Annotated in this window: 27 protein-coding genes; 8 read left to right on the top strand and 19 right to left on the bottom strand. The window is 72.5% G+C overall.

Features of this window, described 5'->3' with window-relative positions:
• Positions 1-29 precede the first annotated feature (29 nt).
• Positions 30-1,349 (bottom strand): type III glutamate--ammonia ligase, encoded by a 1,320-nt coding sequence (gene glnT, locus OP04_RS00245; RefSeq protein ID WP_033337394.1) that lies wholly within the window; start codon positions 1,347-1,349, stop codon positions 30-32.
• Between the two features lie 159 nt (positions 1,350-1,508).
• Here glnT and OP04_RS00240 point away from each other — a divergent pair, with 159 nt between their 5' ends.
• Complete coding sequence (locus OP04_RS00240; protein ID WP_033337393.1) at positions 1,509-3,761, top strand: LLM class flavin-dependent oxidoreductase; 2,253 nt, start codon at positions 1,509-1,511, stop codon at positions 3,759-3,761.
• Positions 3,758-4,654, top strand: coding sequence for an LLM class flavin-dependent oxidoreductase (locus tag OP04_RS00235; RefSeq protein ID WP_033337392.1), 897 nt, complete (start codon positions 3,758-3,760; stop codon positions 4,652-4,654). Before OP04_RS00240 ends, OP04_RS00235 begins: the two co-directional genes overlap by 4 nt.
• Positions 4,655-4,696: 42 nt before the next feature.
• Here OP04_RS00235 and OP04_RS00230 read toward each other — a convergent pair whose 3' ends face one another.
• The 12 genes from OP04_RS00230 to OP04_RS00165 form a co-directional block, all read right to left on the bottom strand.
• Positions 4,697-5,155, bottom strand: coding sequence for a ricin-type beta-trefoil lectin domain protein (locus OP04_RS00230; RefSeq protein WP_198153639.1), 459 nt, complete (start codon positions 5,153-5,155; stop codon positions 4,697-4,699).
• 208 nt (positions 5,156-5,363) lie between these two features.
• Positions 5,364-5,906, bottom strand: coding sequence for an RICIN domain-containing protein (locus OP04_RS00225; protein WP_157239056.1), 543 nt, complete (start codon positions 5,904-5,906; stop codon positions 5,364-5,366).
• Positions 5,907-6,074: 168 nt separating this feature from the next.
• Complete coding sequence (locus OP04_RS00220; RefSeq protein WP_033337389.1) at positions 6,075-6,467, bottom strand: DUF4259 domain-containing protein; 393 nt, start codon at positions 6,465-6,467, stop codon at positions 6,075-6,077.
• Positions 6,467-7,048, bottom strand: coding sequence for a MerR family transcriptional regulator (locus tag OP04_RS00215; RefSeq protein ID WP_051796870.1), 582 nt, complete (start codon positions 7,046-7,048; stop codon positions 6,467-6,469). The genes OP04_RS00220 and OP04_RS00215 overlap by 1 nt, the downstream gene beginning before the upstream one ends.
• A gap of 163 nt (positions 7,049-7,211) precedes the next feature.
• Entirely contained in the window at positions 7,212-7,676 is a 465-nt protein-coding gene (locus OP04_RS00210) for a bifunctional nuclease family protein (RefSeq protein WP_033337388.1), read from the bottom strand.
• A gap of 186 nt (positions 7,677-7,862) precedes the next feature.
• Complete coding sequence (gene ftsR / locus OP04_RS00205; RefSeq protein ID WP_033337931.1) at positions 7,863-8,537, bottom strand: transcriptional regulator FtsR; 675 nt, start codon at positions 8,535-8,537, stop codon at positions 7,863-7,865.
• A 121-nt stretch (positions 8,538-8,658) separates the two neighbouring features.
• Positions 8,659-9,105 (bottom strand): oxoglutarate dehydrogenase inhibitor Odhl, encoded by a 447-nt coding sequence (odhI, locus tag OP04_RS00200; RefSeq protein WP_033337387.1) that lies wholly within the window; start codon positions 9,103-9,105, stop codon positions 8,659-8,661.
• A gap of 239 nt (positions 9,106-9,344) precedes the next feature.
• A complete protein-coding gene (gene gcvH, locus OP04_RS00195; protein WP_033337386.1) occupies positions 9,345-9,725 on the bottom strand; it encodes a glycine cleavage system protein GcvH in 381 nt (126 codons plus the stop codon).
• A gap of 29 nt (positions 9,726-9,754) precedes the next feature.
• Positions 9,755-10,693 carry a DUF881 domain-containing protein gene (locus OP04_RS56740; protein ID WP_408606696.1) on the bottom strand — a complete coding sequence of 313 codons (939 nt, stop codon included), beginning with the start codon at positions 10,691-10,693 and terminating at the stop codon, positions 9,755-9,757.
• A 638-nt stretch (positions 10,694-11,331) separates the two neighbouring features.
• Complete coding sequence (locus OP04_RS00175) at positions 11,332-11,664, bottom strand: small basic family protein (protein WP_033337382.1); 333 nt, start codon at positions 11,662-11,664, stop codon at positions 11,332-11,334.
• Positions 11,664-12,593, bottom strand: coding sequence for a DUF881 domain-containing protein (locus OP04_RS00170; protein ID WP_033337381.1), 930 nt, complete (start codon positions 12,591-12,593; stop codon positions 11,664-11,666). The genes OP04_RS00175 and OP04_RS00170 overlap by 1 nt, the downstream gene beginning before the upstream one ends.
• Positions 12,590-13,219 carry a CDP-alcohol phosphatidyltransferase family protein gene (locus OP04_RS00165; RefSeq protein ID WP_033337380.1) on the bottom strand — a complete coding sequence of 210 codons (630 nt, stop codon included), beginning with the start codon at positions 13,217-13,219 and terminating at the stop codon, positions 12,590-12,592. Before OP04_RS00165 ends, OP04_RS00170 begins: the two co-directional genes overlap by 4 nt.
• Positions 13,220-13,451: 232 nt before the next feature.
• Here OP04_RS00165 and OP04_RS00160 point away from each other — a divergent pair, with 232 nt between their 5' ends.
• Entirely contained in the window at positions 13,452-14,510 is a 1,059-nt protein-coding gene (locus tag OP04_RS00160; protein WP_051796869.1) for a CapA family protein, read from the top strand.
• 18 nt (positions 14,511-14,528) lie between these two features.
• Here OP04_RS00160 and OP04_RS00155 read toward each other — a convergent pair whose 3' ends face one another.
• On the bottom strand, positions 14,529-15,101 hold the full coding sequence (locus tag OP04_RS00155; RefSeq protein ID WP_232323409.1) for a MarR family winged helix-turn-helix transcriptional regulator: 573 nt from the start codon (positions 15,099-15,101) through the stop codon (positions 14,529-14,531).
• 137 nt (positions 15,102-15,238) lie between these two features.
• Here OP04_RS00155 and OP04_RS00150 point away from each other — a divergent pair, with 137 nt between their 5' ends.
• Positions 15,239-15,901, top strand: a complete 663-nt coding sequence (locus OP04_RS00150) for an FMN-dependent NADH-azoreductase (RefSeq protein ID WP_033337379.1) — start codon at positions 15,239-15,241, stop codon at positions 15,899-15,901.
• Positions 15,902-15,932: 31 nt separating this feature from the next.
• Here the strand turns inward: OP04_RS00150 and OP04_RS00145 are convergent, their stop codons facing one another.
• The gene (locus OP04_RS00145) at positions 15,933-16,685 is read right to left on the bottom strand and encodes an SGNH/GDSL hydrolase family protein (protein ID WP_033337378.1); all 753 of its coding nucleotides are present in this window, start codon (positions 16,683-16,685) and stop codon (positions 15,933-15,935) included.
• Positions 16,686-16,712: 27 nt separating this feature from the next.
• Entirely contained in the window at positions 16,713-18,071 is a 1,359-nt protein-coding gene (locus OP04_RS00140) for an MFS transporter (RefSeq protein ID WP_232323408.1), read from the bottom strand.
• A gap of 172 nt (positions 18,072-18,243) precedes the next feature.
• Between OP04_RS00140 and OP04_RS00135 the strand changes: the two genes are divergently transcribed.
• The gene (locus OP04_RS00135; protein ID WP_033337377.1) at positions 18,244-18,642 is read left to right on the top strand and encodes a VOC family protein; all 399 of its coding nucleotides are present in this window, start codon (positions 18,244-18,246) and stop codon (positions 18,640-18,642) included.
• A 42-nt stretch (positions 18,643-18,684) separates the two neighbouring features.
• The gene (locus OP04_RS00130; RefSeq protein WP_033337376.1) at positions 18,685-19,647 is read left to right on the top strand and encodes a phosphotransferase family protein; all 963 of its coding nucleotides are present in this window, start codon (positions 18,685-18,687) and stop codon (positions 19,645-19,647) included.
• Positions 19,648-19,717: 70 nt separating this feature from the next.
• On the opposite strand, the gene OP04_RS00125 is transcribed toward OP04_RS00130, so the two are convergent.
• The 3 genes from OP04_RS00125 to OP04_RS00115 form a co-directional block, all read right to left on the bottom strand.
• Positions 19,718-20,437, bottom strand: coding sequence for an alpha/beta hydrolase (locus OP04_RS00125; RefSeq protein WP_033337375.1), 720 nt, complete (start codon positions 20,435-20,437; stop codon positions 19,718-19,720).
• 9 nt (positions 20,438-20,446) lie between these two features.
• The gene (locus OP04_RS00120) at positions 20,447-21,634 is read right to left on the bottom strand and encodes a cellulose binding domain-containing protein (RefSeq protein ID WP_033337374.1); all 1,188 of its coding nucleotides are present in this window, start codon (positions 21,632-21,634) and stop codon (positions 20,447-20,449) included.
• 221 nt (positions 21,635-21,855) lie between these two features.
• Positions 21,856-22,458, bottom strand: a complete 603-nt coding sequence (locus tag OP04_RS00115; protein WP_051796866.1) for a hypothetical protein — start codon at positions 22,456-22,458, stop codon at positions 21,856-21,858.
• 149 nt (positions 22,459-22,607) lie between these two features.
• On the opposite strand from OP04_RS00115, the gene OP04_RS00110 reads away from it, so the two are divergent.
• Both OP04_RS00110 and OP04_RS00105 read left to right on the top strand, forming a co-directional pair.
• The gene (locus OP04_RS00110; RefSeq protein WP_085066104.1) at positions 22,608-23,675 is read left to right on the top strand and encodes a LacI family DNA-binding transcriptional regulator; all 1,068 of its coding nucleotides are present in this window, start codon (positions 22,608-22,610) and stop codon (positions 23,673-23,675) included.
• Between the two features lies 1 nt (position 23,676).
• Positions 23,677-23,889, top strand: coding sequence for a hypothetical protein (locus tag OP04_RS00105; protein ID WP_033337371.1), 213 nt, complete (start codon positions 23,677-23,679; stop codon positions 23,887-23,889).
• The last annotated feature ends 9 nt before the right edge of the window (positions 23,890-23,898 follow it).

Raw genomic sequence — 23,898 nt, 5'->3', positions numbered from 1 at the left:
GTCACCCTCCCTCGAACGAACCGGGAAACTCAGACCGCGGTCAGATAGCGCGTGGTCTCCCACGGCGTGACCGTGTTGTGCCAGGTCAGGAACTCGTCGCGTTTGCGCGCGGCGAAGTAGTCCGCGACGCCGGGCCCGGCCGCGTCGAGCGCACCGCGCACCACCGGGTCCGCGCGCAGCGCGTCGATCGCGTGCAGCAGCGTGACCGGCAGCTCGGCCGCATCGGAAGGGTGCTGCCCCGGGCCGGACGGATCACCGGGGTCGAGTCCGTGGTCGATGCCGTCCAGACCGGCCGTGAGCAGCGCCGCGATCGCCAGGTACGGGTTCGCGGAGCCGTCGCCGGCGCGCACCTCGACGCGGTTGCCGTCCGGTACCCGGATCAGGTGCGTGCGGTCGTTGCCGCCGTAGCCGGCGCGGTTCGGCGCCCAGGTCGCGCCGGAGCTGGTGGAGAGCGCGCCGCGCCGCTTGTAGGAGTTGACGGTCGGCGCGAGCACGGAGAGCAGCCCCGGCGCGTGCGCCAGCACTCCCCCGACGAACCGGTAGGCCAGCGGCGACAACCCCAGCCTCCGTGTGTCCGACTTATCGGGAAACAACGCGGCATCAGCGTCATCCCACAACGACACGTGCAGGTGCAGGCCATTGCCGGTACGGTCCGTGAACGGCTTCGGCATGAACGTGGCCAGCATCCCGCGCCGCTCGGCCAGCATCGTGATCAGGTAGCGCGCGGTCACCACCCGGTCCGCCGTCACCATCGCGTCCGCGAACGTGAAGTTCTGCTCGAACTGCCCGTTCGCGTCCTCATGGTCGTTCGCGTAGTTGCCCCAGCCGAGCGCGTTCATCGCGGTGGAGACCTCGGTCAGGTGGTCGTACATCCTGGTCACGCCGCGGGCGTCGTAGCAGGGCTGGGCGGCCCGGTCGTCCGCGTCGGCCGGGCGCGGGCCGGCGCTCACGTCGCGGTCGAGCAGGAAATACTCGACCTCGGCGCCCACGCGCGCGGCGTACCCCCGTGATCGAAGGTTGGTGATGACGGACGCCAGGATGACGCGCGGCGCGAACGGCCACGGCGCGCCCTCGACGTGCGGATCGCAGTGGACCATGGCCAGGCCGGGGCGCAGGAACGGCAGCGGCGTGAACGTGGACGGGTCCGGGATCGCCATCACGTCCGGGTCGCAGGGCTGCTGGCCGAGCGCGCCGGCGGCGTAGCCGGCGAAGCCGACGCCCTCGGTGGCGAGCGCGTCCACGGCCTCGACCGGCACCAGCTTCGCGCAGGGTTTGCCGTCGAGGTCGACGAACGTCGCCAGGACGAACCGCGTCCCGTGTTCCTTCACCAGGTCGGCCAGTGCTTCCATGCGGACTCACCTTCGTTCACTCTGGGGAACCATAGTTGAACGGAAGTAGACCCAGCAATTGTTGCGCCGCCGTGGGCGGGGGATGTCACATCCGTTTCCCGGCGGATCTGGCACACTGGTTGATGCATCAACCTCACCCACAGCCGACGGAGAGCGGTCATGAACTACGGACATCCCCTCGAGTTCGGCACGTTCGTCACGCCCGGCAACGCGCCACCGCACGATCCGGTCGCGCTCGCGAAACGGTCGGAGGAGCTGGGATTCGACCTGGTCACGTTCCAGGACCACCCCTACCTGCCGGCATTCCATGAGATGTGGACGCTGCTGTCCTGGGTCGCCGGGCAGACCTCGCGCATCCGCCTCGCGCCGAACGTGATCAACGTGCCGATGCGTACCCCCTCGGTCCTGGCCCGCGCCGCGGCCTCGCTCGACCTGCTCTCCGGCGGGCGGCTGGACCTGGGGCTCGGCGCCGGCGCCTACAGGGAGGCCGCGGCCGCGATGGGCGCGACCGTGCTGCCGCCGCGCGAGTCCGTCGACGCGCTCAGCGAGGCGATCGACATCATCCGCGCGCTGCACGACGTCTCCAGCGGCCGACCGGCCCGCGCGGGCGGGACGCACCACCGCATCGTCGGCGCGCAGCCCGGCCCGGCGCCGGCGCACCACGTCCCGATCTGGCTCGGCGCGCTCAAGCCCCGCATGCTGCGCCTGACCGGCGAAAAGGCGGACGGCTGGCTGCCCTCGTTCCGCAACGTCGGCCGGGACGGCCTGGTCGCCGGCAACAAGGTGATCGACGAGGCCGCGGTGGCCGTCGGCCGCGAGCCGTCCGACATCCGCCGCCTGCTCAACATCTCCGGGACGTTCTCGGCCACCTCGTCCGGTTTCCTGCAGGGACCGCCGTCGCAGTGGGTCGACGAGTTGCTGCCGCTCATCCTGGAGGACGGCGTCGGCACGCTGATCCTGGCCACCGACTCCCCCGCGATCATGGAGACGTTCGCGTCCGAGGTCATCCCGGCCCTGCGCGCCGCCGCCCCCGCGCCGACCACCTTCAAGCCATCGGGGGTACGGGCCAAGCGTCGTCCCGGCATCGGCTACGACGAGCTGCCCGCGTCGCTGGCCTCGGCCGCGGTCGAGCCCGGCGACGTGGAATACCCGCTGGTCCGGTCGAACTACATGCGCGGCGGCTCCCCCGGCCTGGTGCTGCGCCCGTCCACGGACGCGGAGGTCGCCGACGCGGTCGCGTTCGCGGCCCGGCACCGCCACCTGCCGTTCGGCGTGCGCAGCGGCGGTCACGGCGTCAGCGGACGCTCCACCAACGACGGTGGCATCGTGCTGGACCTGGGCCGTTTCAAGGACTTCGAGGTCCTGGACACGGCGAAGCGCCTGGTCCGGGTCGGCGCCGGCATGCGCTGGATGGAGGTGGCCGCCGCGCTGGAGCCGCACGGCTGGGCGCTGACCTCCGGTGACTACGGCGGCGTGGGCGTGGGCGGGCTGGCCACCGCGGGCGGCATCGGTTTCCTGGGCCGCAAGCACGGCCTCACGCTCGACCACATCCGCGCGGCCACGGTCGTGCTCGCGGACGGCACGATCGTGCGGGCCTCGCCGGAGGAGCATCCGGACCTGTTCTGGGCGCTGCGCGGCGCGGGCGCGAACGTCGGCGTGGTCACGTCGTTCGACTTCCAGGTCCCCGAGGTCGGCGACGTCGGGTGGGCGCAGTTCGTGCTGGACGCGTCCGACACCGCGCAGATGCTGGTGAAGTACGGTGCCGCGGTCGAGGCCGCGCCGCGCGACGTCACCCCGTTCCTGCTGATGGGCGCGCCGCAGCCGGGCCAGCCGCACTTCGCGCAGGTCATGGCCATGGTCGACTCCGGCGACCCGGAGAAGATCATCGCGGACCTCACGCCGATCGCGTCCGTGTCCGCGCTCTACGACCAGAACGTGGTGATCGCGCCGTACGCGGCCGTCATCGCCAACGCCTCCTCCGAACCGCACCGCGGCCAGGGCGAGCCGATCAGCCGCTCCGGGTTCGTCCGGCACCTCACGCCGGAGGTCGCGGCCGCGATCGCCCGGCTGCTCGGCAGCGGTGCCACGCCGTTCTTCCAGATCCGCGCGGTCGGCGGCGCGATCTCCGACGTGGCGGACGAGGACACGGCGTACGCGCACCGGTCCGCGAACTTCCAGATCACCGCGCTCGGCCGCAACCGCCAGCGACTGGACGCGGTCTGGGACCGGGAGATGTACGGCGTGACGGAGGGCCTCTACCTCAGCTTCGAGACCGATCCGCGCCCGGACCGGCTGACCGACGCGTTCCCCCCGGCGACGCTGAGCCGGCTGCGCACGATCAAGGCGGCCTACGACCCGACCAACCTGTTCCGCGACAACTTCAACATCGCGCCTTCGGAGAGTGCGGCATGACCGACTACGGGCAGGATCTGCTCTTCGGCACGTTCATCACGCCCAGCGCGCGGCCGGTCCAGAAGGCGGTCGAGCTGGCCGTCGCGGCCGACGAGTACGGGCTGGACCTGGCGACGTTCCAGGACCACCCGTACCAGCCGTCCTTTCACGACACGTGGACGCTGATGAGCTACGTCGCGTCGCGTACCACCAGGATCAAGGTCGCCGGGAACGTGCTCAACCTGCCGTTGCGCGAGCCCGCGCTGCTGGCCCGCGCCGCCGCGTCGCTGGACCTGCTCTCCGGCGGCCGCGTCGAGCTCGGACTCGGCTCCGGCGCGTTCTGGGACGGCATCGCCGCGATGGGCGGGCGCAGGCTGACCGCCGGGCAGGCCGTGGACGCGCTGGCCGAGGGCATCGAGGTGATCAGGTCCGTCTGGGACACGTCCTCGCCCGGCGGCGTGCACGTGCGCGGGACATACTACACCGTGGACGGTGCGAAGCGCGGACCGGCGCCGGCACACGACATCGGGATCTGGGTGGGCGCGTACAAGCCGCGCATGCTCCGATTGACCGGGCGGCTGGCGGACGGGTGGCTGCCGTCGCTGAGCTACCTGCCCGGCGGGCCGTCCGACCTGACCGAGATGAACGCGCACCTCGACGGCGCCGCGGAGGCGGCGGGCCGGTCCCCGTCGGACATCCGGCGGTTCCTGAACCTGAACGGCTCGTTCTCGGCGGAGAGCCGCGGATTCCTGGACGGGCCGCCGGACCAGTGGGCGGAGGAGCTGGCCGGGCTGACGCTGGAGTACGGCATCACCGGCTTCATCCTCGCGGCGGACAGCCCGGCCGCGATCGAGCTGTTCGCGAAGGAGATCGCACCGGCGACGCGCGAGCTGGTGGCGGCCGAGCGGTCGTGACGGTGGTGAAGGCCGCACCGGAGTCCGGCGCGGCCCTTCCCCTCAGCCTCGCGGCCGGAAGGTCCAGACCGCGTTGTCACCCGGCAACTCCAGCGTCGCCGAGGTGAACGGCGCCTCGCCGCGGTGATAGGCCTTCAGGAGCTGCTTGTTCTCCTGCCCGTGGAGGTGCAGGTCGCCGACGTTCCCGCCGGCCTGGGTGATCTGGAAGAGCTGGTGCGGCGCGTGCAGGTCGCACGGGCCGATCCGTAGCGTGGCGCCGGCCCAGGTGCCGGCCAGTTCCGCGCACTCCCGGTCGTTCTTGCGCAGGCGGAACGAGCCGTACTCTCCGGTCTGCTCGCCCAGGTTCTCCAGCAGCCACCGCTGGCTGGTGGAGCCGTCGCAGTCCACCATCACGGTGGAGTTCCCCGGCGCCGCGTCGAGGCAGGCGTCGAGGCCGGCATTCTTGAGCAGTCCCCAGGCCTCGGCCGGCGAGGCGGCCTGCGCGGTTCCCGGCAACGCCATCGCGGCCAACCCGGCCCCAATAACAACTGCTTTAACTAACTTTTTCATGAAATATCCCCCATAGTGCACCGGCGCGGCCGGCCGATGGCGGTGCTGGTGGCGGGCACGCCGCGGACGATCCTGTCACCGGCGGCCCGGCGGCGCGGAGGTTCGGCGAAAACGACCGCGCGCAGGGAGGACCACGGCCCTCCCCACGCACGTCAACGAGCTACTTCCCGACCGGGACGCGCTCCCACTCCGCGTACGCGCCCGGCCATTCCTTCGTCCACGAGACATACGGCGCCTCGTGCTCCTGGAACGCCTTCAGCCACGAACCGGACGGCGGATTGGAGACGCGCCAGGTCGGCACCGACCAGTCCGCCTTCGAGGCCCGGAACACCTGGTAGGGATCGGTCTCGTCACACTCGCGCAGCGCCAGCCGCCCGGTCGACGGCAGCTCGTCGCCGATCAGCTCCAGGCACTCACGCGCGTTCTTCCGCACCGTGAAGCTGGGCCTTCCGACCAGGTCCACGTCCAGCTCCCGGGTGAACCAGATCTGCGAGAACGAGCCGTCGCACGGCTTGACCCGGACCAGCTTCGTGCCGGCCGCGTCGTCGACCGCGGTCAGGCACCCGTCCAGCCCGACGTTCCTGAGGTACGCCGGCCCGTTCTGCATCACGCCGGCCGGCTCGCCGGCGTGCGCGGCCCCCGGCAGCACCATCGCCGCGAGCACCCCCGCGAGCACCGAGACCTTCATAGCCCTGTTTTTCATGACATTTCCCCCGTGGCGGGCCGGGCCGGAGGTTGGACAGTGAGAGCGTGTGAACCCGACCGGCGCGCCGCGGAAATCCTGTCACCGGCCGGCCTGCCGGCGCTCCCGATCAGCCGAAAGTGACCCCGACCGGGTGAGAGTGCCACCCGCACGGCTCGAAGACGGGGATCAGGCAGCGGTGAGGCGCAGGCGCAGGGCCTGGACGACCGCGAACGCGGCCTTGGCGTCGTCGGGGTCGGACGAGTCGTCGGACCAGAGCTCGTGCCACTCGCTGTCCGGGCCCATGATCCGGTCCAGCGCGCGCACCGCCAGCGCGTCGGTGCCGGCCGGCAGCGTGAGCGGACTGTCGGCCAGGAAGTCGGGCACCTCGCCGGCCAGGACCGCGGCGGCGGCCAGCGCGGCCTGCGCGGTGTCCACCTCCACGTACTCCGGCTCGTCCGTCACGTTGCGGAGCGCGTCGAGGAGCAGCCCCGGGCGGTCGGCGGCCGACGCGTGGCGAAGGTCGGCCAGCCAGTCCCCCGCCCCGTCGTTGTCGAACGGACCGGTGTCCCAGGTCCCCATCAGCCCGCCCGCCGGCGCGCGCGCCGGGCAGCCAGCTCGTCGTTGAAGTCCGGCTCCGGCTCGGGAACCGGCGTGTGGGTGGCGAAGACGGCGGGCTCGCCCGGGAGGTGGGACAGCGATCCCTGGATCTCCTTGAACGCGCCGCCGATCGCGATGCCGAAGACGCCCTGGCCGCCCTGGAGCAGGTCGACGACCTCCTCGGGGGAACGGCAGTCGTAGACGGTGGTGCCGTCCGAGATGAGCGTGATGCCGGCCAGATCCTCGACGCCGTGCGAGCGGAGCGTCTCGATGGCCTTGCGGATGTTCTGCAGGGAGACGCCGGCGTCCAGGAGGCTCTTGACGACCTTCAGCACGACGAGGTCGCGGAAGGAGTAGAGGCGCTGGGTGCCGGAGCCGGACGCGTCACGGATGCTCGGGACGACCAGCTGCGTGCGTGCCCAGTAGTCGAGCTGACGGTAGCTGATGCCGACCGCGTGGCAGGCGGTCACGCCGCGGTAGCCCACGGTGCCGTCCTCGCCGATTCCGATCCCGATGCCGTCGTCGGCTTCAGGAGCCGGAGCTGATCCACCAGATTCGTCCATGCGACTACCTCCCGCTGTGCGGTGCCGCGTCCCTCGACGAGCCCCACCATATAGCGCACATCGGGCCGGATCGCGGATGCTTTGCCGCGACACGCCGCGTACGGGGGAACATGCGCAGCGTAACCGCACCGTCACCGTAACGCGAAGCCTACCTACCCGTTGATCAGCCCGCGAAATCCTCGGGGCGCACGCCCTCGAGGAACTCCCGGAACTTCTCGACCTCGTCCTCCTGCTCATCAGGAATGACGATGCCGGCCTCGCTGAGCACCTGCTCGGCGCAGCGGATCGGGGCGCCGACCCGCAGCGCCAGCGCGATGGAGTCGCTCGGGCGGGCCGACACGCGCACACCGTCGCCGATCAGGAGATCCGCGTAGAACACGCTCTCCTTCAGCTCGGTGATCTCGACGGCCTGCAGCGGCGCGTTCAGCGCCGTCAGAATGTCCCGCAGCAGATCATGGGTCAGCGGCCGGGCCGGCTTGACCCCCTGCTGCTCGTAGGCGATGGCCGTGGCCTCGACCGCACCGATCCAGATCGGCAGGTAACGGTCGCCCTCGACCTCGCGGAGCAGGACGATCGGTTGGTTGTTGGGCAGTTCGACCCGCACCCCGACCACGCTCAGCTCGCGCACCGCTGCCTCCGTGTCGCTTATGTGTGTGCGTCCCGCCACCACCGCGAAGGGTGGTGGGAGACGCGTTTCTGCCCCTCACCTGCACGGTACACGGATCACCATGCGTAAGTGCCACCCGCGCCGTGCGATGCCGGGCACCGTACCCAAGCGAGCCTACGTCACGCGTGTTACGGACAAATCCCCAACTCAGCGCTCGAGGATGTCGCGCAGACCGGCCCGCAACAGCGCCGCATGCAGCAACTGGGAGAGTCCGGCCAGCTCATGGGCGGTCTCGGCGGCGCGAGCCCGGGCAGCGGGGTCCTTCTGCCGCGCGAGCGGCGCGATCAGCTGCGCATAGAGACCGACCTCACGATCGGTGGAGGCCCGGAACGCGCGCAGGTGCCGCGGCTCGATCCCGTAGTGCGCGAGACCGGCGACGGCCTGCGCGATCACGAGCGCCTCCTCCTCGTACCATCCGGGGGAACGGCAGACGATCAGGCCGAGCCGCTCGATCTCGGAGAGTGACGAGTCGGTCAGGCCGGACCGTTCCAGCAGCTCGGTGCGGCTGCACCGGGTGTCGACCGGCTCCGGAGCGACGCTCTCCTCGGGCGAGGAGCCCACCAGGCGGAGGGCCACCGGCGTCGCACCGGCGGCCTCCATCTCGGCCAGCTGCGCGCGGATGACGCGCAGCGGAAGGTACTGATCCCGCTGCGCGGTCAGCACGAACCGCAGCCGCGCCAGGTCGTCCCGGCTGTACTTCCGGTAGCCGGACGCGGTGCGCTCCGGCTCGACCAGGCCCTCGGACTCGAGGAACCGCAGCTTGGAGATCGTGGTGTCGGGAAAATCCGGGCGCAGCTCGGACAGCACCTCACCGATGCTCATCAGGCGGCGCCCGTCCTGCTGCGCCGCCCGGTGATGGTGACCGGGCGGCGGACCGGGGAAGGCGGCCGCCGCCCCGGAGACAGTCATGACATGTCCTCGCTAGGCAGGAGGATCAGGAGCATCAGCGGCCACCCTCGTCCGGGCGCGGCCCGGCGATGAAGACGAGCCGGAACTTGCCGATCTGGACCTCGTCGCCGTTGGAGAGCGTCGCGGCCTCGACCCGCTCGCGGTTGACGTAGGTGCCGTTGAGGCTGCCCACGTCCCGGACCGTGAAGGTCCCGCTGTCGCGGTGGAACTCGGCGTGCCGCCGGGAGACCGTGACGTCGTCGAGGAAGATGTCGCTGTCGGGGTGCCGACCGCTGGTCGTCACGTCGTGGTCGAGCAGGAACCGGGCGCCCGCGTTCGGCCCCCGGCGGACGACGAGCAGCGCCATGCCGGGCGGGAGCGAGCCGGACATCCGGCTGGGCACCACGTCGGCATCCGGACCATCGAGCACTTCGTCGAGCGAACCCAGGTTCAGCGTCGACGTGACGTCGAGTGGGGGGAACTCGTCGTCTGGGCGCGTCATCGGACCACCTCGTGTCTGTTTCGGTCGCACGTCCCCCGGACCGGGACAACCGCCGGCCAGCGCCCGGCGGGGCCTCCCCCGGCTGCCGTCTGTGGCATATGAAGGACGTTCGACAATGCGGTTTCAATATCAAGTTCTCGCGTGACTACGGCAGAGTAGCCAGCGGGGTAGGGTGCGGCAACCGGACGCGCGCAACGCGTCTGGTTGTCAGATATCACACTCTGTCGGTGCGACCCAAACTACTTGTTGATCAGTTCACCATAGGCTGTGGCGCTGAGCAGCGCAGCGACGGCGGCCGGGTCGGCGGGAACGATCTCGAGCAGCCAGCCCTCGCCGTACGGATCCGTGTTGATGAGCTCGGGCGTGTCGGCCAGCGCGGTGTTACGCGCCGCGACCGTGCCGGAGATCGGCGCGTAGATCTCGGAGACGCTCTTGGTCGACTCGACCTCGCCGAGCGACTCGCCCGCCTGCACGGTCGCACCCTCGTCGGGCAGCTGCACGTAGACGATGTCGCCGAGCGCGTCCTGCGCGAAGTCGGTGATGCCGACGCGCACCGCGGCCGGGCCGTCGCCGGAGACCCACTCGTGCTCGGCGGTGTAACGCAGGTGCTCAGGAATCACGGGTCGTTCGTCCTTCGGTGAGAGCCCGGTCAGGAGACCGGTCGGGCGTACCTCAGCGTGTTGACGTCGTGGATTGCGGACACGTCGACCACGCCTTGTTCTTGGGGGGTCACGTTACCGCCGTTGTCCATGATCGATTCGATCACCCCGCCGGGAATCCGGAGCGCCGTCTCCATGGTCTTCGGATCGCCGATCACCGTGATCGTGTACGTCGATGTCAGCCGCTTCCCGTCGACGACCACGCCGAACTGGTCGCCGCCCTGGCCGGCCGGCGCGTCCTGGAACGAGGTGGACGCCACGATCCGCACCGCGGTGCCGTCGCCGCCCGCGATCTGCATCGCCTCCGCGCCCGAGCCGCGCAGCTCCTGCACCATGTTGAGCAGGTCGTCCGCCTCGACCTGATCGTCCCCACCATTGATCTTGATGGTCAGGCCGGTCCCCCGCGCGGGCAGCTCACCGGCGAGCACGCCGAGATCGTTCGCCCGCTCGGACGCCTCCCGCAGCGCCGCCTCCCGGCCCTCGGCGCCGGAGCTGAGCGACTGCTTGCTGTCCTCCAGCTCCGCGACCTCGGCCTGGGTGCGCTGCTCCGTCGACTCGAGGTCGGACAGGATCCGCACCAGATCCTCCTGACGCATGGTCAGCAGCGTGGTGTCCCCGTCGTTCGCCTTCAGCTGCACCACCAGCGTGAACCCGAACAACAGCAGGAGCAGCGCGATCATCACGGTCGTGCCGGACATCCGCCGCCGCGCCGGCGCGGCCGTCTCAGGATCAACCCCATCAGTGGGTACGCCAGGGCCGTCCACGGCCCCGGCCGAGCCCCCGGCGTCCGCCTCCGACGGCTTCGCCGCTGCCGAGGCTGCGCGTGCGCCCTTCGGTGTCGCGGGCGCGACGACTTTCCGGGCCTCCGGGGGTGCGCTCGCCTCGGGCCGGGCCGTGGCCTCGGGCGTCACCGCGACGGCCGGAATCACCGCCGGCTTCTCCGCCGACGGGCCCGGCGAGGGCCTGGGCCGGTCCGCCGGCGCACCGGCCGGAGCCGTCCGTGCCGCCGGGCTCACCGGCGCGACCGGTGCCACGGCCTCGGCCTGCGGCTGCCCCGCACTCGCGGCGGCGACCTGATCGGCCTGCGGTCTCGGCGCCCCCGGACTCACCGGCACGCTGGGCCCGCCCGGACTCACCGGCCTGGGCAAGCTCGGGATCCGCGGCGCGGCCGGCCCTGCCGGAGACTGCGGCGCGGACGGGCTCTGCGGCGCGGACGGGCCTGCCTGCGTCTGCGGTGCAGCCGGACTCACCGGCCTCTGCGGCGAGGCCGGACTGACCTGGGACGACGACTGCTGCGGGCTCGGCCGGCGCGCCGACAGTCGCACGGTGTCTTCCGTACCCACGTCGGGGTTCTTGTCTGGATTTTTGGGTGCGAAACCGGACGGGGGCGCGACCGGCGGCAGCACCACCGGCGGCACCGACGTCGCGGGCGGCTCGGTGTGGCGCAGATCGGCCGCGGTCAGGTGGACCGTGGGCTGGTCCTCGATCGGGGGCTTCGGCGGCGTGGACGGCACCCGGGCGGCGCCGTTCTCCGGCTCGTCGCTGCTCATCGGCTACAAGCTACCCGTCACGCGCTGAACAGGTGGCGCCGGATGGCCGCCACGTTGCCGAAGATCCGCACGCCGAGGACCACGACGACGCCGGTGGAGAGCTGACCGCCCACGCCCAGCTGGTCACCCAGATAGACGATCACGGCGGCGACCAGCACGTTCGAGATGAACGAGATGACGAACTGCTTGTCGTCGAAGTTCCGGTCGAGCTGCGCGCGCACGCCGCCGAAGACCGCGTCCAGCGCCGCCACCACCGCGATCGGCAGGTAGGGCAGCAGGGCGGGCGGCACGGTCGGGTCCAGGTACACACCGAGCAGGACGCCCACTATCAACGCGATGACCGCGTACATCATTCGCCTTCCGGGGAGGTCGTCGGGGAGGTCGGGGAGGCCGAGGCCGGCTGCGTGGGGGCGGGCGAGGGGTAGGCGTGCTTCAGGTCGGCGCTGCCCGCGGCCGGCAACTCCAGGTCGTCGCGCGCCGAGACCTGGAACTTCATGCCGTAGCGGTCGACCAGCGTACGGAACAGCGCGGCGCTGCGCGTGTCCTCGTACCGCTCCTTCATGTCGTCGGGCCCGATCGCAACCACGTCGTACGGCCCGGTGATCGGGTGGAAGTCGACCAGGATCGCCTCGCCCGCGGCCCGGATCGTGGACGTGGCGGTCAGGCGCTCGCCGTTGATCGCGATCGCCTCCGCCCCGATCGACCACAGCGCGTTCGCGATGTCCTGCAGGTCGCGGTCGAGCACCTTGGAGACGTCCTTGCGCCCGCCGGTGACCGCGTTGATGTCGCGCGGCCCGTCCGCCACCGTGACCACGACGCCGTCGCCCTCGACCCGGGCCAGGCCGGTGACCGCCTCCAGGTTGCGGAGCCGTTCCGCGGTGTCGCCCTCCAGGTTCGCCGCGCGCAGCGCGTTGACCTCGGCGCGGAGCGCGGCGGCCCGCTGCTCCAGCTCGGTGGCCGACTCCTGGCGGGTGTGGATCTGGTCGACGAGCGCGGTGCGGGCCTGGCCGCGCGCGGGCTGCTCGGCCACGGTCTGCCGGTAGGCCATCGCGAACAGGAACCCGACCAGCACCAGCGTGACGAGCCCGAACCCGCGGGCGGACGCGCCGCGCCAGCCGGTGCGCGGGCCCTCCTTCTCCCGGCGGGCGGCCGCGTCGGCGTAGCCGGGGTCGAGCGGGTTGCGGAACAGCTCGGTCAGGAAGTCCGGCGCGTACTGCTTCCGCTTCGCCCGGCTGCCCTCCCCTGACACGTCCTCCGGGCCGGCCCCCGTCTCACTCATGTCAGGTCGCCCGCCGGCTGGGCCACGCGGATGAGCCGCGACACCTGGTAGATGTAGAAGAACGCCGCGATCCAGTACAGCACCAGGCCCCAGATCGCGCAGGCCCAGCCGATCGCGTGCGCGGCCGCGGCGGCCGGCTCCGCGGCCTGGGACAGCAGCAGGATCGGGAACGCGACGAGCAGCATGAACGTGGCGGTCTTGCCGACGTAGTGCACCGGCGGCGGGCCGTAACCGTGCGCGCGCAGGATGACCAGGCAGACCACCAGCACTGCCTCGCGGGCGACCAGTGCGGCCGTGAACTCCCACGGCACCACCGCGGTCAGCGTGAACGCGACCAGCGTGGCGACGATGTAGAGCCGGTCGACGAACGGGTCCAGCAGCTCGCCGAGGCGGCTGACCTGGCCGAGGCGGCGGGCGACCCAGCCGTCCACCCAGTCGGTGGTGCCGCCGATGGCCAGCACGATCAGCGCGGCGAGCTTGGCGTCCTGCGCGACGAGCAGCCAGAGGAACAGCGGGACGCCGAGCAGGCGGACGAAACTGATCACGTTCGGCCAGGTGGCGACGCGCTCGGTGAAGATGCCGTCGAGCGGCTGTCCGGGCGCCCAAGGCGCAGGCCGACGCGCCACGACATCCCCTCCCGCTTCGACCGGCCCCGAGCCGGCCAGTCCGCTGCCGGGCCACTATAACGCCCGGTCCGCGCGCGATCACCTGCCCCACGCTGATCTTGCGATTACGCCCCGTTCGTGACGGTTACTGCGTCCTAGGACTTCGTTATGCCTCTGTGATCCTCAACCGCGCCATTTGTCCCTACGCTATGCAGCCGTGACACTGGGACGGCTTCGCTTGCTCGCTCTTCCGATGGCGGTGTTGTGCCTGGCCACGGCCTGTGCCACGGACGACGCCCCGAAGCCCGTGTCCGCCACCGGCACGCCGTTCCTGCCGGTCTTCACGGACGAGACCCCGGCACCGGCCCGGCCGGTCACGATCGGCCTCGCCGGCGACGTGCACTTCGCCGGCCGCGCGGCCACGCTGCTCAAGGACCCGTCCAACGCGTTCGGCGCGCTCGTGCCGCTGCTCACGGCCGCGGACGTGACCGTGGCCAACCTGGAGTCCGCGGTCACCACGCGCGGCGAGCCGATCCGCAAGGAGGGCAACTTCCGCGCACCCGCCAGCGTGTTCCCCGCGCTGGAGGAGGCCGGCCTCGACGTGGTCTCGATCGCGGACGACCACGTGCTCGACTACGGCCCGCAGGGCCTCACGGACACGCTCGCGGCCGCGGACAAGGCCGGCTTCCCGGTCGTCGGCGCGGGCAGGGACGAGGAGTCCGCGTTCCGCGCCTGGATCACCGAGTCCCAGGGCGTGAAGATCGCCGTGCTCGCGCTCAACACCGGCCCGCTGTTCGCGGAGAGCTTCGCGGCCTCCGGCAAGGATCCCGGCGTGGCCGCGCCCGAGGACGACAAGCGCGCGGTCGCGGCCGTGATCGACGCCAAGCGCGTGGCGGACGTGGTCGTCGTCTACAACCAGTGGGGCCGGGAGGACGCGCAGTGCCCCTCGGTGGCGCAGCAGCGGCTCGCGGCCTCGCTGTCCGGCGCGGGCGCGGACGTGATCGTCGGCACCGGCGCGCACACGCTGCAGGGCGCCGGCTGGCTCGGTACGGCGTACGTCGCCTACGGCCTGGGTGACCTGGTCTGGTTCGCCGACTCGCGCGTCTCGTCCGACACCGGCGTGCTGCAGGTGACCGTGCACGGCGGCACCGTCACGCAGGCGTCGTTCGCCCCGGCCCGGATGCGGTCCACCGGCCAGGCCGAGCCGCTGACCGGCTCGGAGGCGTCCGCGGCCGTCAAGCGCCTCGACGCGCTGCGCGCCTGCGCCGGCCTCTCCGCCACCCCCGCCTCCCCGACGCCCTCGGCGTCGTAGCGGCGTCCTGGCGGCGTCTCAGCGACGGCGGGAGCGGCGCGGCGCGGCCTGGGCCTGCGCCGCCGTCTCCTCGGCCGCCGCGCACGCGTCCTGGATGTCGTTCTCGTCGGCCACGGTCGCGAGGCGCTGCAGCAGCACGCGGAACAGTGCGCGGTCCCCGGCCGGCAGTGACGCGAGCACCTGCTCCTCGGCCGCCTCGAAGCCCTCGGTGAGCACCGCGAGCCGCTCCTGGCCGTGCGCGGTGGCCACGATCCGGCGCGTGCGGCGGTCCGCCGGGTCCGGCCGGCGCTCGACCAGCGTCGCGGCCTCCAGGTCGTCCAGCAGGTACGTCATCACGGTCCGGTCGATGCCGAGGTGCTGCGCGAGCTGGGCCTGGCTGAGCGCCGTCTCGCCCGCGGCGATGCGCAGGATCTGGTAGCCGCGCGGCCCGCCCGGCAGCGCCTCCACCACGTGCTCGGAGGCACGGAGGTAGCTGCGGAACACCACACCGAGACCCCAGCCGAGGTCGGTGTCGATCGGTTTGTGGCCCTGCACTTCACACGCGTGCGCGTGCGCAGCGAGCGCGGCTTCGGCTTCAGCGGCAGTGGTCACGATCCCATAGTACGGATCCTTACCAGTCCCCCGACCGCGTGATTTCCGGATCGTCTGTGACGCAGACTACGGTTGACGAGATAGTATTCTGCACAGACGATCTAACGGACAGACCGATACCGTTCCTGGGAGTCACCATGACGCTCTTCCGCCTCGACGCCAGCATCCGCACCGAGGGCTCGGTGAGCCGCGCGGTCGCCGACACCGTGCAGGCCGCGTGGGCCGCCGAGCACCCCGGTGTCCCGATCCTGCGCCGCGACCTCGGCCAGCACCCGCTCCCCGCGGACGCCTGGCGCACCGCGGTCGGCGCCGGGTTCACGCCGGCCGAGGACCGTTCCGCCGCGCAGCGCGACGCCACCGCGCTGGCCGGCTCGCTCGCGGACGAACTGCTGGCCGCGGACGCCTACCTGCTGGCCATCCCGCTCTACAACTGGAACATCCCGCACCACGTGAAGTCCTGGTTCGACCTGCTGCTGACCGAGCCGCGGTTCAACGTCGGCGGCGACCGGATCCTGGAGGGCCGCCCGGCCGTGCTGGTCACGGTGCGCGGCGGCGGCTACGGGCCGGGCACGCCGCGCGAGGGCTGGGACCACGGCACGCCGTACTTCCGGCGCATGTTCACCGACGTGCTCGGCCTGGACGTGCACATCGCCGAGGCCGAGCTGACGCTGGCCGCGGTCACGCCCGCGATGGAGGCGCTGCGCGGCCTGGCCGACAAGTCGCTGACGGACGCGCACACCGCGGCCGAGTCGCACGGCCGCACCATCGCGGCCCGGGTCTCCGCGCTCGCGGCGGCCTGAGCTCGATCCCCGGACCGGTCCCGGCGGAGGCTCAGGCCGCCGGGACCGGTGTCCAGGCAGGATATTTCGCGGACCGGCCGTCGCCGGACGAGCGTCCCCGCAGCCTCCGTTGCAGCCACGGCACCACGTGCTCGCGGTAGTAGCGCGCCTCGGCCAGCAGCCGGCGGGACGACGCGGGCGCCGGGTCGAGCCGGTGGTCGCCGGCCGCGTGGCCGAGCGCGGTCAGCACGATCCCGGCGACGCGCCGGTGACCGGCCGCGTTGAGGTGCAGGCGGTCCGCCGACCAGTACTCCGGACGGCGGATCTCCACGTCGTCGAACGAGTTCGCGAACGGCAGCCCGTGCTTCCCGGCCAGCTCCGCCACGGCCACGGTCAGCTCGGCACCGCGCTGGTGGATCGTCCTGCCGAACGGCAGGCGCGTCGACGGGTCCGGCCCGCTGATCAGCAGCAACTGCACGCCGCTGTCCGCACAGCGCGTGACCGCGTGCTCGGTGAGGCGCATCAGGTGCGAGACCTCCATGCCGCGCCGCAGCATGTCGTTGCCGCCACCGTTCAGCGAGATCAGCGTGGGCAGCGGCGACATGGCCAGCGCGGCCTCCAGCTGATCGTTGATGATCGGCTCGAGGAGGCGGCCGCGGACCGCCAGGTTCGCATACTCGACGGGCTCGTCCGACGCGGCCGCCAGACCGGCCGCGACCAGGTCCGCCCAGCCCCGGATGGTGCCGTCCGGGAGCTCGTCGCCGACTCCCTCGGTGAAGCTGTCGCCGATCGCCAGGAAACGCACCGGCCGACGATAGCAATCTTGGCCGCCTCACGCGTCCCTGAGCGGGCGCGACCGCCACGCCAGCCCGGAGGCGAGGGCAAGAGCCAGACCACAGATCAGGAGCAGCGGGGGTACGCCCACGGGCGCGGACGCCGCACCGAACAGGTTCTGGGTGGCGAGCAGCGGCAGGCTCTGCGCCAGGACCAGCACGGACTGGGTACGCGCCAGATGGCTGCGCGGCGCCCGCCCGAGGAACAGCGGCCCGACATGCGTGGCGAACACGCCGGAGCCGACGCCGACCACCAGCGCGGCGGCCGCGGCCGGGAGCAGCGCGCAGGCGCCCGCGGCAGGCCGGCCGCCGAACGGCAGCCGGTCACCGAGTGCCAGCGCGGCGGTTCCGGCCGCGGCCGTGAGCAGGCCGGCCGCCGCGACCAGACCCGGCCGCGGCAGCGCACCCCGCAGCAGCACGATGAGCGCGATCCCGCCGGTGCCGGCCGCGAGCGCGGCGGCGAGCAGGCCGGTGTGCGAGCCGGGCCAGTGGCGTTCCCGGGCCAGCAGCGGCAGCAGCAGGCTGGAGACCGGGAGCAGGAACGCGGCAGCCGCGGCGGTCAGCGCCAGCGCCGGCCGCAGCACCGGGTCCACCAGCACGATCCGCAGCCCGGCGGCCGTCCCCCGCACGGCATCGGCGAGCGCCGTCCGCGATCGCCCGGTCCCCGCGCCGGAGCCGGGCGGATCCGCGTGGGAGCTTTCGCCCGCGGTCGGACCGGCCGCAGGCGGGTCCACCGCCGGGCCCGTGCCGGCGTGCCCGGTCGCGGACATCACCCGATCCGGCCGGCCGGTCGTCGTGAGGTGGGGTCGCAGGCGGATCAGGACGATCGCCATCGCGGCGAACGTGAGGCCGTTCGCCGCGACCACCGGTGCCAGGCCGACCGCGGTGACCAGCAGGCCGCCGAGCGCGGGACCGGCCAGCGCCGCGGACTGGCCGGCGATCTGCCGCGCCGCCATCGTGCGGGACAGCGACCCGCTCTCGTCGGTGAGCAGGCGCGGGACGGTGGCGGAGGCCGGGAGGTAGACCGCGTCGGCGATGCCGCTCGACAGCGCCACCAGCGGGATCAGCCACGGCGAGGACGGGAACACGGTCAGCAGCAGCGCGCACGTCAGCGTGGCGACCGCGGCGGCGATGTCGGCGCCGACCAGCACCCGCCACGCGCCGAGCCGGTCGGACAGTGCGCCGCCGGGGAGCAGGAACAGCACGCGGGGCACGATGATCGCGGTCAGCGTGAGTGCGGCGAGCGGCGCGCTGCGGGCCGCGGCGGACCACACCAGCGCGAATCCCATGGCCTGCGTGCCGGCCAGGCTCAGGGCGGTGCCGGCGAGCCAGAGGACCACCGGGGTATGACGAGGCACGGTTCTTGACTCCACCCGGGCGAGGGACGTGACGGGGTCCGACGGTGGAGGGTCGAGTGAGTCGAGGGTCAAGCCGGAGTTCCGAGTCGTACCCACTGATGGGGTGGATTGTGTCCTTCGACCGTGTGATCGGGGCGGCCCGGCCGCGTGGGGGACCGCATAATCGGCGGACATGGACTGGAAGCTCGAAGTTGTCGTCGTGCCGGTGACGGACGTGGACGCCGCCCGGGAGTTCTATGCGGAGAAGCTGGGCTTCAGGGTCGACCACGACAGCCGTCCGGCGCCGGAACGCAGGATCGTGCAGGTCACGCCGCCGGGATCGCCGTGTTCGATGGTGTTCGGCACCGGGATGGGCGACGGGCCGCCCGGGTCGCTGCGCGGCACGCGGCTGGTGGTGACGGACCTCGCGGCCGCGCGCGAACGGCTGCTGGCGCAGGGGGTGGAGGTCAGCGGCGTGCGGCATCTGAGCGCGGGCCGGTGGGTGGACGGGCCGGGCGGGCGGTGGAACTCGTTCGTGTTCTTCGAGGACCCGGACGGCAACTCGTGGACCGTGCAGGAGCGCGCCGCGTAATTCCGTGCGCCGTGGACGCGCAGCTCACTAGGGTTTCGCGCGATGGACAACGACTGGCACGACCCCGACTGGCGCGCCTCCGCCCACGAGTGGATCACCGCGCATCTGGACGCCCCCGCGACCGGCCCGATCGAACAGATGCGGGCGCGGCCGTGGTCGGTCACGCACCGCGTGCCGACCGGCGCCGGATTCCGGTGGTTCAAGGCCAACATCACGGACTGCCGGTACGAGGCCGTGCTCGCGGAACGGCTCGGCCGCGGCCGGCCGGAGCGGGTGCTGTCGCCGCTCGCGATCTCGGCCGCGCACGGCTGGATGCTGACGCCGGACGCGGGCCCGACGCTGCGCGACGAGGTCGCCGCGTCGGATCGGGACGGGACGCTCGCGCGCTGGTGCACGATGCTGCGGGAGTACGCGGCGCTGCAGCGCGAGGTGACGCCGATCGCGGACGAGCTGGTGGCGCTGGGCGTGCCGGATCATCGGCCGTCCGTGCTGCCCGAGCAGCTGGCGTCGCTGCTGGACGATCCCGCGGTCCGGGCGGACCTGGGTCCGGCGCGCCTGGAGCGGGTGTCCGGGGTGGTGCCCGCCTTCGCGGAGTGGTGTGCGGAGCTGGCCGCGTCCGGGATTCCCGCGAGCGTGCAGCACGACGACCTGACCGATGCGAACGTGTTCGCGGGCCCGCCGCACCGGTTCTTCGACTGGGGTGACGCCGGGGTGGCGCACCCGTTCGGGTCGCTGCTGGTGGCGCTGTCGTTCGCCGGGTACGCGCTGGACCTGCGGCCCGGCGCGCCCGAGTTCGCCCGCCTGCGCGACGCCTACCTGTCCGAGTGGCCCGGTGACCGGGCCGTTCTCCGCCGGTCCGTGTCGCTGGCCTGCCGGGTGACGCGCGTGTCACGCGCGATGTCGTGGCGCCGGGCACTGCGCGGGGCCGCACTGCCGGTCAAGGACGACTTCCGGACCTCGGTGGCGGACTGGCTCGCCGAACTCCCCGCCCCCGACCCGATCTGAGGCGTGGCGCGCCCGGCACCGTCCGAGATCGGGGCGGCCCGTAGGTCGTTCTGGACGCCCCGATCACCGGTCAGTTCAGCTCGTCCAGGACCAGCGTCAGCGCGGCGAGCACGGCCTCGCGGGACTCGTCCGTGTGGTCGAGGATGTCGAAGCTGTGCCGGCCGTTCGGCACGTCGACGATGCGCAGGTCGGCCTTGACCGCCTCGGCCGCGGCCACGAAGTTCGCCACCGTGCCGGCCACGAACGGGTGCTCCCGGCCGGCCCGGGTCAGCACGATCGGCAGCGCCCCCGCGAGCGCGACCGCCTCGACCGGCCGGTAGACCGCGTCGACGTCCATGCCGGGGAACGGCTCCAGCAGCGGGTACGTCAACGCCAGCACCCGCAGCCAGGCCGGCGGCTCGCGGAGCAGGTCCGCGGAGAGCGGGCTGCCGCCGGAGAAGAACCAGACCGCGATCCGGTCCGGGTCGACGCGCGGGTCGGCGCGGACCGTCGCGAGCGCGGTGACCAGCGTGGCCGCGGACGCCGGGTAGTCCGCGGGCGTGTGCAGCGGGTGGTCCACGACGACGCCGACCGCGCCACGGGAGGCGGCCAGCGCGCCGTAGCCGCGGAACATCGGCCAGTGCCGCGGCGAGGGCTGCATCTCGACCGGCACCGGGCCGCCGTGGACGAAGACGATCGCGGGGTGCGGTCCCTCGCCCTCGGGCAGGTAGAGGTCGATCGGGTCGCGGCTCTCCGGGACGATCTGGTCGACCGGGAGCACGAACGGGTTCATGTACGTCGGTTCAGCCATGCCCCCACATTAGACACCGCTGCAGGCACGCCCGTTGATCGTGCAGGCCGTGGGCTCTCGGTCGCTGAAGATGGAGCCCTTGAGATCGGCCTCGAACGTGAACGACGCGGTGCCGCCGCCGGCGCCGACCGGGAGCACACCGGCCTCGGGCGTGAACGTGACGGTCTCACCGGACTGGGTGAATTTTGCCCCGGTCACCTTCGTGACCGCGATCGGGTTCTTGAGCGTGATCACCACGGTCCAGGCGCCGTTCTCGACCGTGCCCGGGTTCGCCAGATCGATCTTGCCGCGGTAGCCGAACGCCCAGTCCGCATCCGTCTTGTAGGCGGCGGTCAGCGCGTCGACCGTGCCGGGCGACGGCGGTGCCGCGGGCGTGTTCGCGGACGGCGGCGGCAGGCTCGGCGGCTTCGTGGTGGCGCCGGCGGACGGGGCCTCAGCCCCGGCGGACGGGAGCGTCATGCTGGTCGAGGACGCGAGCGGGTCCTCGGTCGCGCCGGCCGAGGCCGAGGACGTGACCGTGGGGACGCCCGGGTCCGCGGCCAGGTCGTCGCCGTCGGCGTTGCGGCCCCAGAGGATGCCGCCGGTGACCGCGATCAGGCCGATCAGCACCACGACGCCCGCGATGATCAGCGGCGTGCGGGCGCTGCGCAGGCCGGCCACGCTGAGCCGGGGGATGATCACGGTCTCCGGGCCGCGCCGGCCGCGCATGCTCTCCAGGTCGACCTCGCCGAACGCGAGCCAGTCCAGCACGGCGGCGAGCGGTGTGCCGAGCGCGGTCTCGTACGCCGCGCGCTTCTCGGCCAGCTCGGCGTCCGAGCCCGCGCCCTCGCGCCAGGACTGGTGCAGCACCACGCGCGTGCGGTGGCCGTCGACCGGGGCGATCTCCCAGCGGAAGCGGGAGACCAGGCCGGGGCCGTGCAGGAACAGCACGATCCGCTCGCCGGTCTCGACGCCGACGACCTCGCCCTCGACGACCGAGCCCTCGTCCGGCAGCTCGGCGGCCGGGTCGGGCTGCAGACCGGGCAGGTCGGTGCCGGAGAACTGGAAGAACGCGCCGACGCGCGGCTTCAGATCGGTGTCGGCGAACCACTGCCGGAGCAGCCGTTCCTCGGTCAGGGCACGCCAGACCCGCTCGGCGGGGTGCTCGACCTCCACCTCGATCTCGATCTCGACACTCGCGGCGCTCTCCGTCGTCACGTGAAGCACTGTAGAAGCCCGCTCATATCCGCGCGCAACGGGCACGCGCTGTCAATCGATCACGATGCGTAGTCCTACACACCGTGACGCTCACCTCACGCTCCCCGCCGAGGTCGTCGCAGATGTGCGCGCCGATCTTGGGGCCTTTGGCCTGCGGGCCGGTCGCGTCGCCCCGGATCTCGCGTAACGGTGTCATGCCGACCGGGTGCGACAGAATCTCCTCAGAAAAAGAGCGGGCCGAGCAGCATGGCGACCGCGGCGCCGCCCGCCGTGCCGGCCGCGACCTGCAGCCAGGTGTGGTCCGCGAGCCGGACACGGGACCAGGCGACCGCGGCGACCACCGGGACCAGGACGAGCAGCGCGGGGCCGAACAGCCAGATCAGGCCGGTGCTGGAGGAGGCGGCGACGGCGGTGTGCACGCTGAGCTTCCAGACCAGGTTGCTGAGCATGACCAGCACCAGGACGCCGAGCATGAGCACGATGACGCCGATCAGGTGGGACGGCGCCTCGAGCACGATGAGCAGCACCAGGCCGGCCAGGACGGAGCCGATGGCCAGCAGCAGCGGGGTGCGGCGCTGCTCGCGGCGTCCGATGTGGTGGTCGGTGAGCGTGCCGCGGACCACGCCGTAGCGGACGATGCCGTAGGGGATCAGCGCGCAGGGTATGCAGGCCAGCAGCGCCCACCAGAAACCGGCGACCGACCGAGTCTGCGCGATCGCGAAGACGAACGGCATGGTCACGGCCCAGACGGTCGGCGCGAACACCTCGGTCACCACCCGGGCCAGTTTGTCCACAGTGGTCTTCTCGGCGACGTCCCCGTTCATGGCCCCGATCATGTCAGGCGCGGCGGCCCCGGCACGCGATGGGTCGCGGCGGCTTCTGCATCGATCCAGAAAACCTCTTGCGGGTACGCCCGAGCGCGCCTACTGTATCGATTTAGAAGGCAACTGGATCGATACAGAGGAGGCGCAGCGTGAAGCCGACGCTGCAGACCGTGGCGGACGCGGTGGGCGTGTCCCGCAGCACCGTGTCGAACGCGTACGGGCGACCCGACCAGCTCTCCCCCGAGCTGCGCGAGCGCATCCTCACCGCGGCCCGCGAGCTCGGCTACGCCGGTCCGAACCCGACGGCCCGGTCCCTGCGCCGCGGCCGCGCCGGCGCGATCGGCGTGCTCTTCACGGACGTCCTGTCCTACGCGTTCCGGGACCCGTTCGCGGTCCGGTTCCTTCAAGGACTGTCGCTGGCGGCGGAACGGCACCAGACCGGCCTGCTGCTCATCCCGGTCCCGGACGATCCCGAGGCCGCCCGCGCCGCCGTGCGCAACGCCGCGGTCGACGGGTTCTGCGTGTTCTGCGTGGCCGAGGGCCACCCGGCACGGCAGGCGATCTTCGAGCGCGGGCTGCCCGTGGTCGGCACCGAGCTGCTGGCCGGCGACCCGGAGATGCTGGCCGCCGGCATCGACGAGGCGGCCGCGACCCGTGCGGCCGGCATGCACCTGACCGCGCTCGGCCACCGCCGGGTCGCGATCGTGGCCGACATGCTGCACCCGGCGATCAGCCCGCTCGGCACCGTGGTCCGCGAGCCCTCGGACGTGTCCTACCTGGGCGAGAGCGAACGGCTGCGCGGTTACCAGCAGGCCTGGCGGAAAGCGGGGCTGGACTGGGACGAGGTGACCATCGTCAACGTGCGGGGCAACAGCCGGGAGGCCGGGGTGGAGGGCGCCGCGCAGGTGCTCGACCGCCGCGACCGGCCGACCGCGCTGGTCGCGTTCAGCGACGTGATCGCGCTCGGCACCATGGACGCGCTGCGCGCCCGCGGCCTGCGCGCCGGACGTGACGTGTCCGTCATCGGCTTCGACGACATCCCCCAGGCGGCCGAGGCGGGCCTGACCACGGTCCGCCAGCCCGCCACCGAGAAGGGCCGCATCGCGGGTGAGCTGCTGCTCGACCCGCCGGCCACCGCGGAGGGGCGCCGCGTGGCGCTCCCCACCGAGCTCATCGTCCGGGCCAGCACCGGCCCGGCACCCGACGGGAGGAACTGACATGCAGACCACCGACGCCCTCGGCATGGACATGGCGATGAAGGCGATGATGCGCGAGATCACCTCCGCGCAGCCGGGTGCACCGGTCCGCGCCGACCGCGCGCCCCGGCCCGCCCGGACCGTCGCCGCCCGCCGCGCGATCGCACGGGCGCTGCACACCGTGGCCGACCGGGTCGAGCCGCGCACAAATGCGGGGACATGCGCGACGGCCTGAGGTTACCGT

Origin of the sequence: Catenuloplanes japonicus, from assembly GCF_000717135.1 — a bacterium.
GTDB classification, from domain to species: domain Bacteria; phylum Actinomycetota; class Actinomycetes; order Mycobacteriales; family Micromonosporaceae; genus Catenuloplanes; species Catenuloplanes japonicus.
This window is presented reverse-complemented; position numbering and strand designations above follow the sequence as displayed.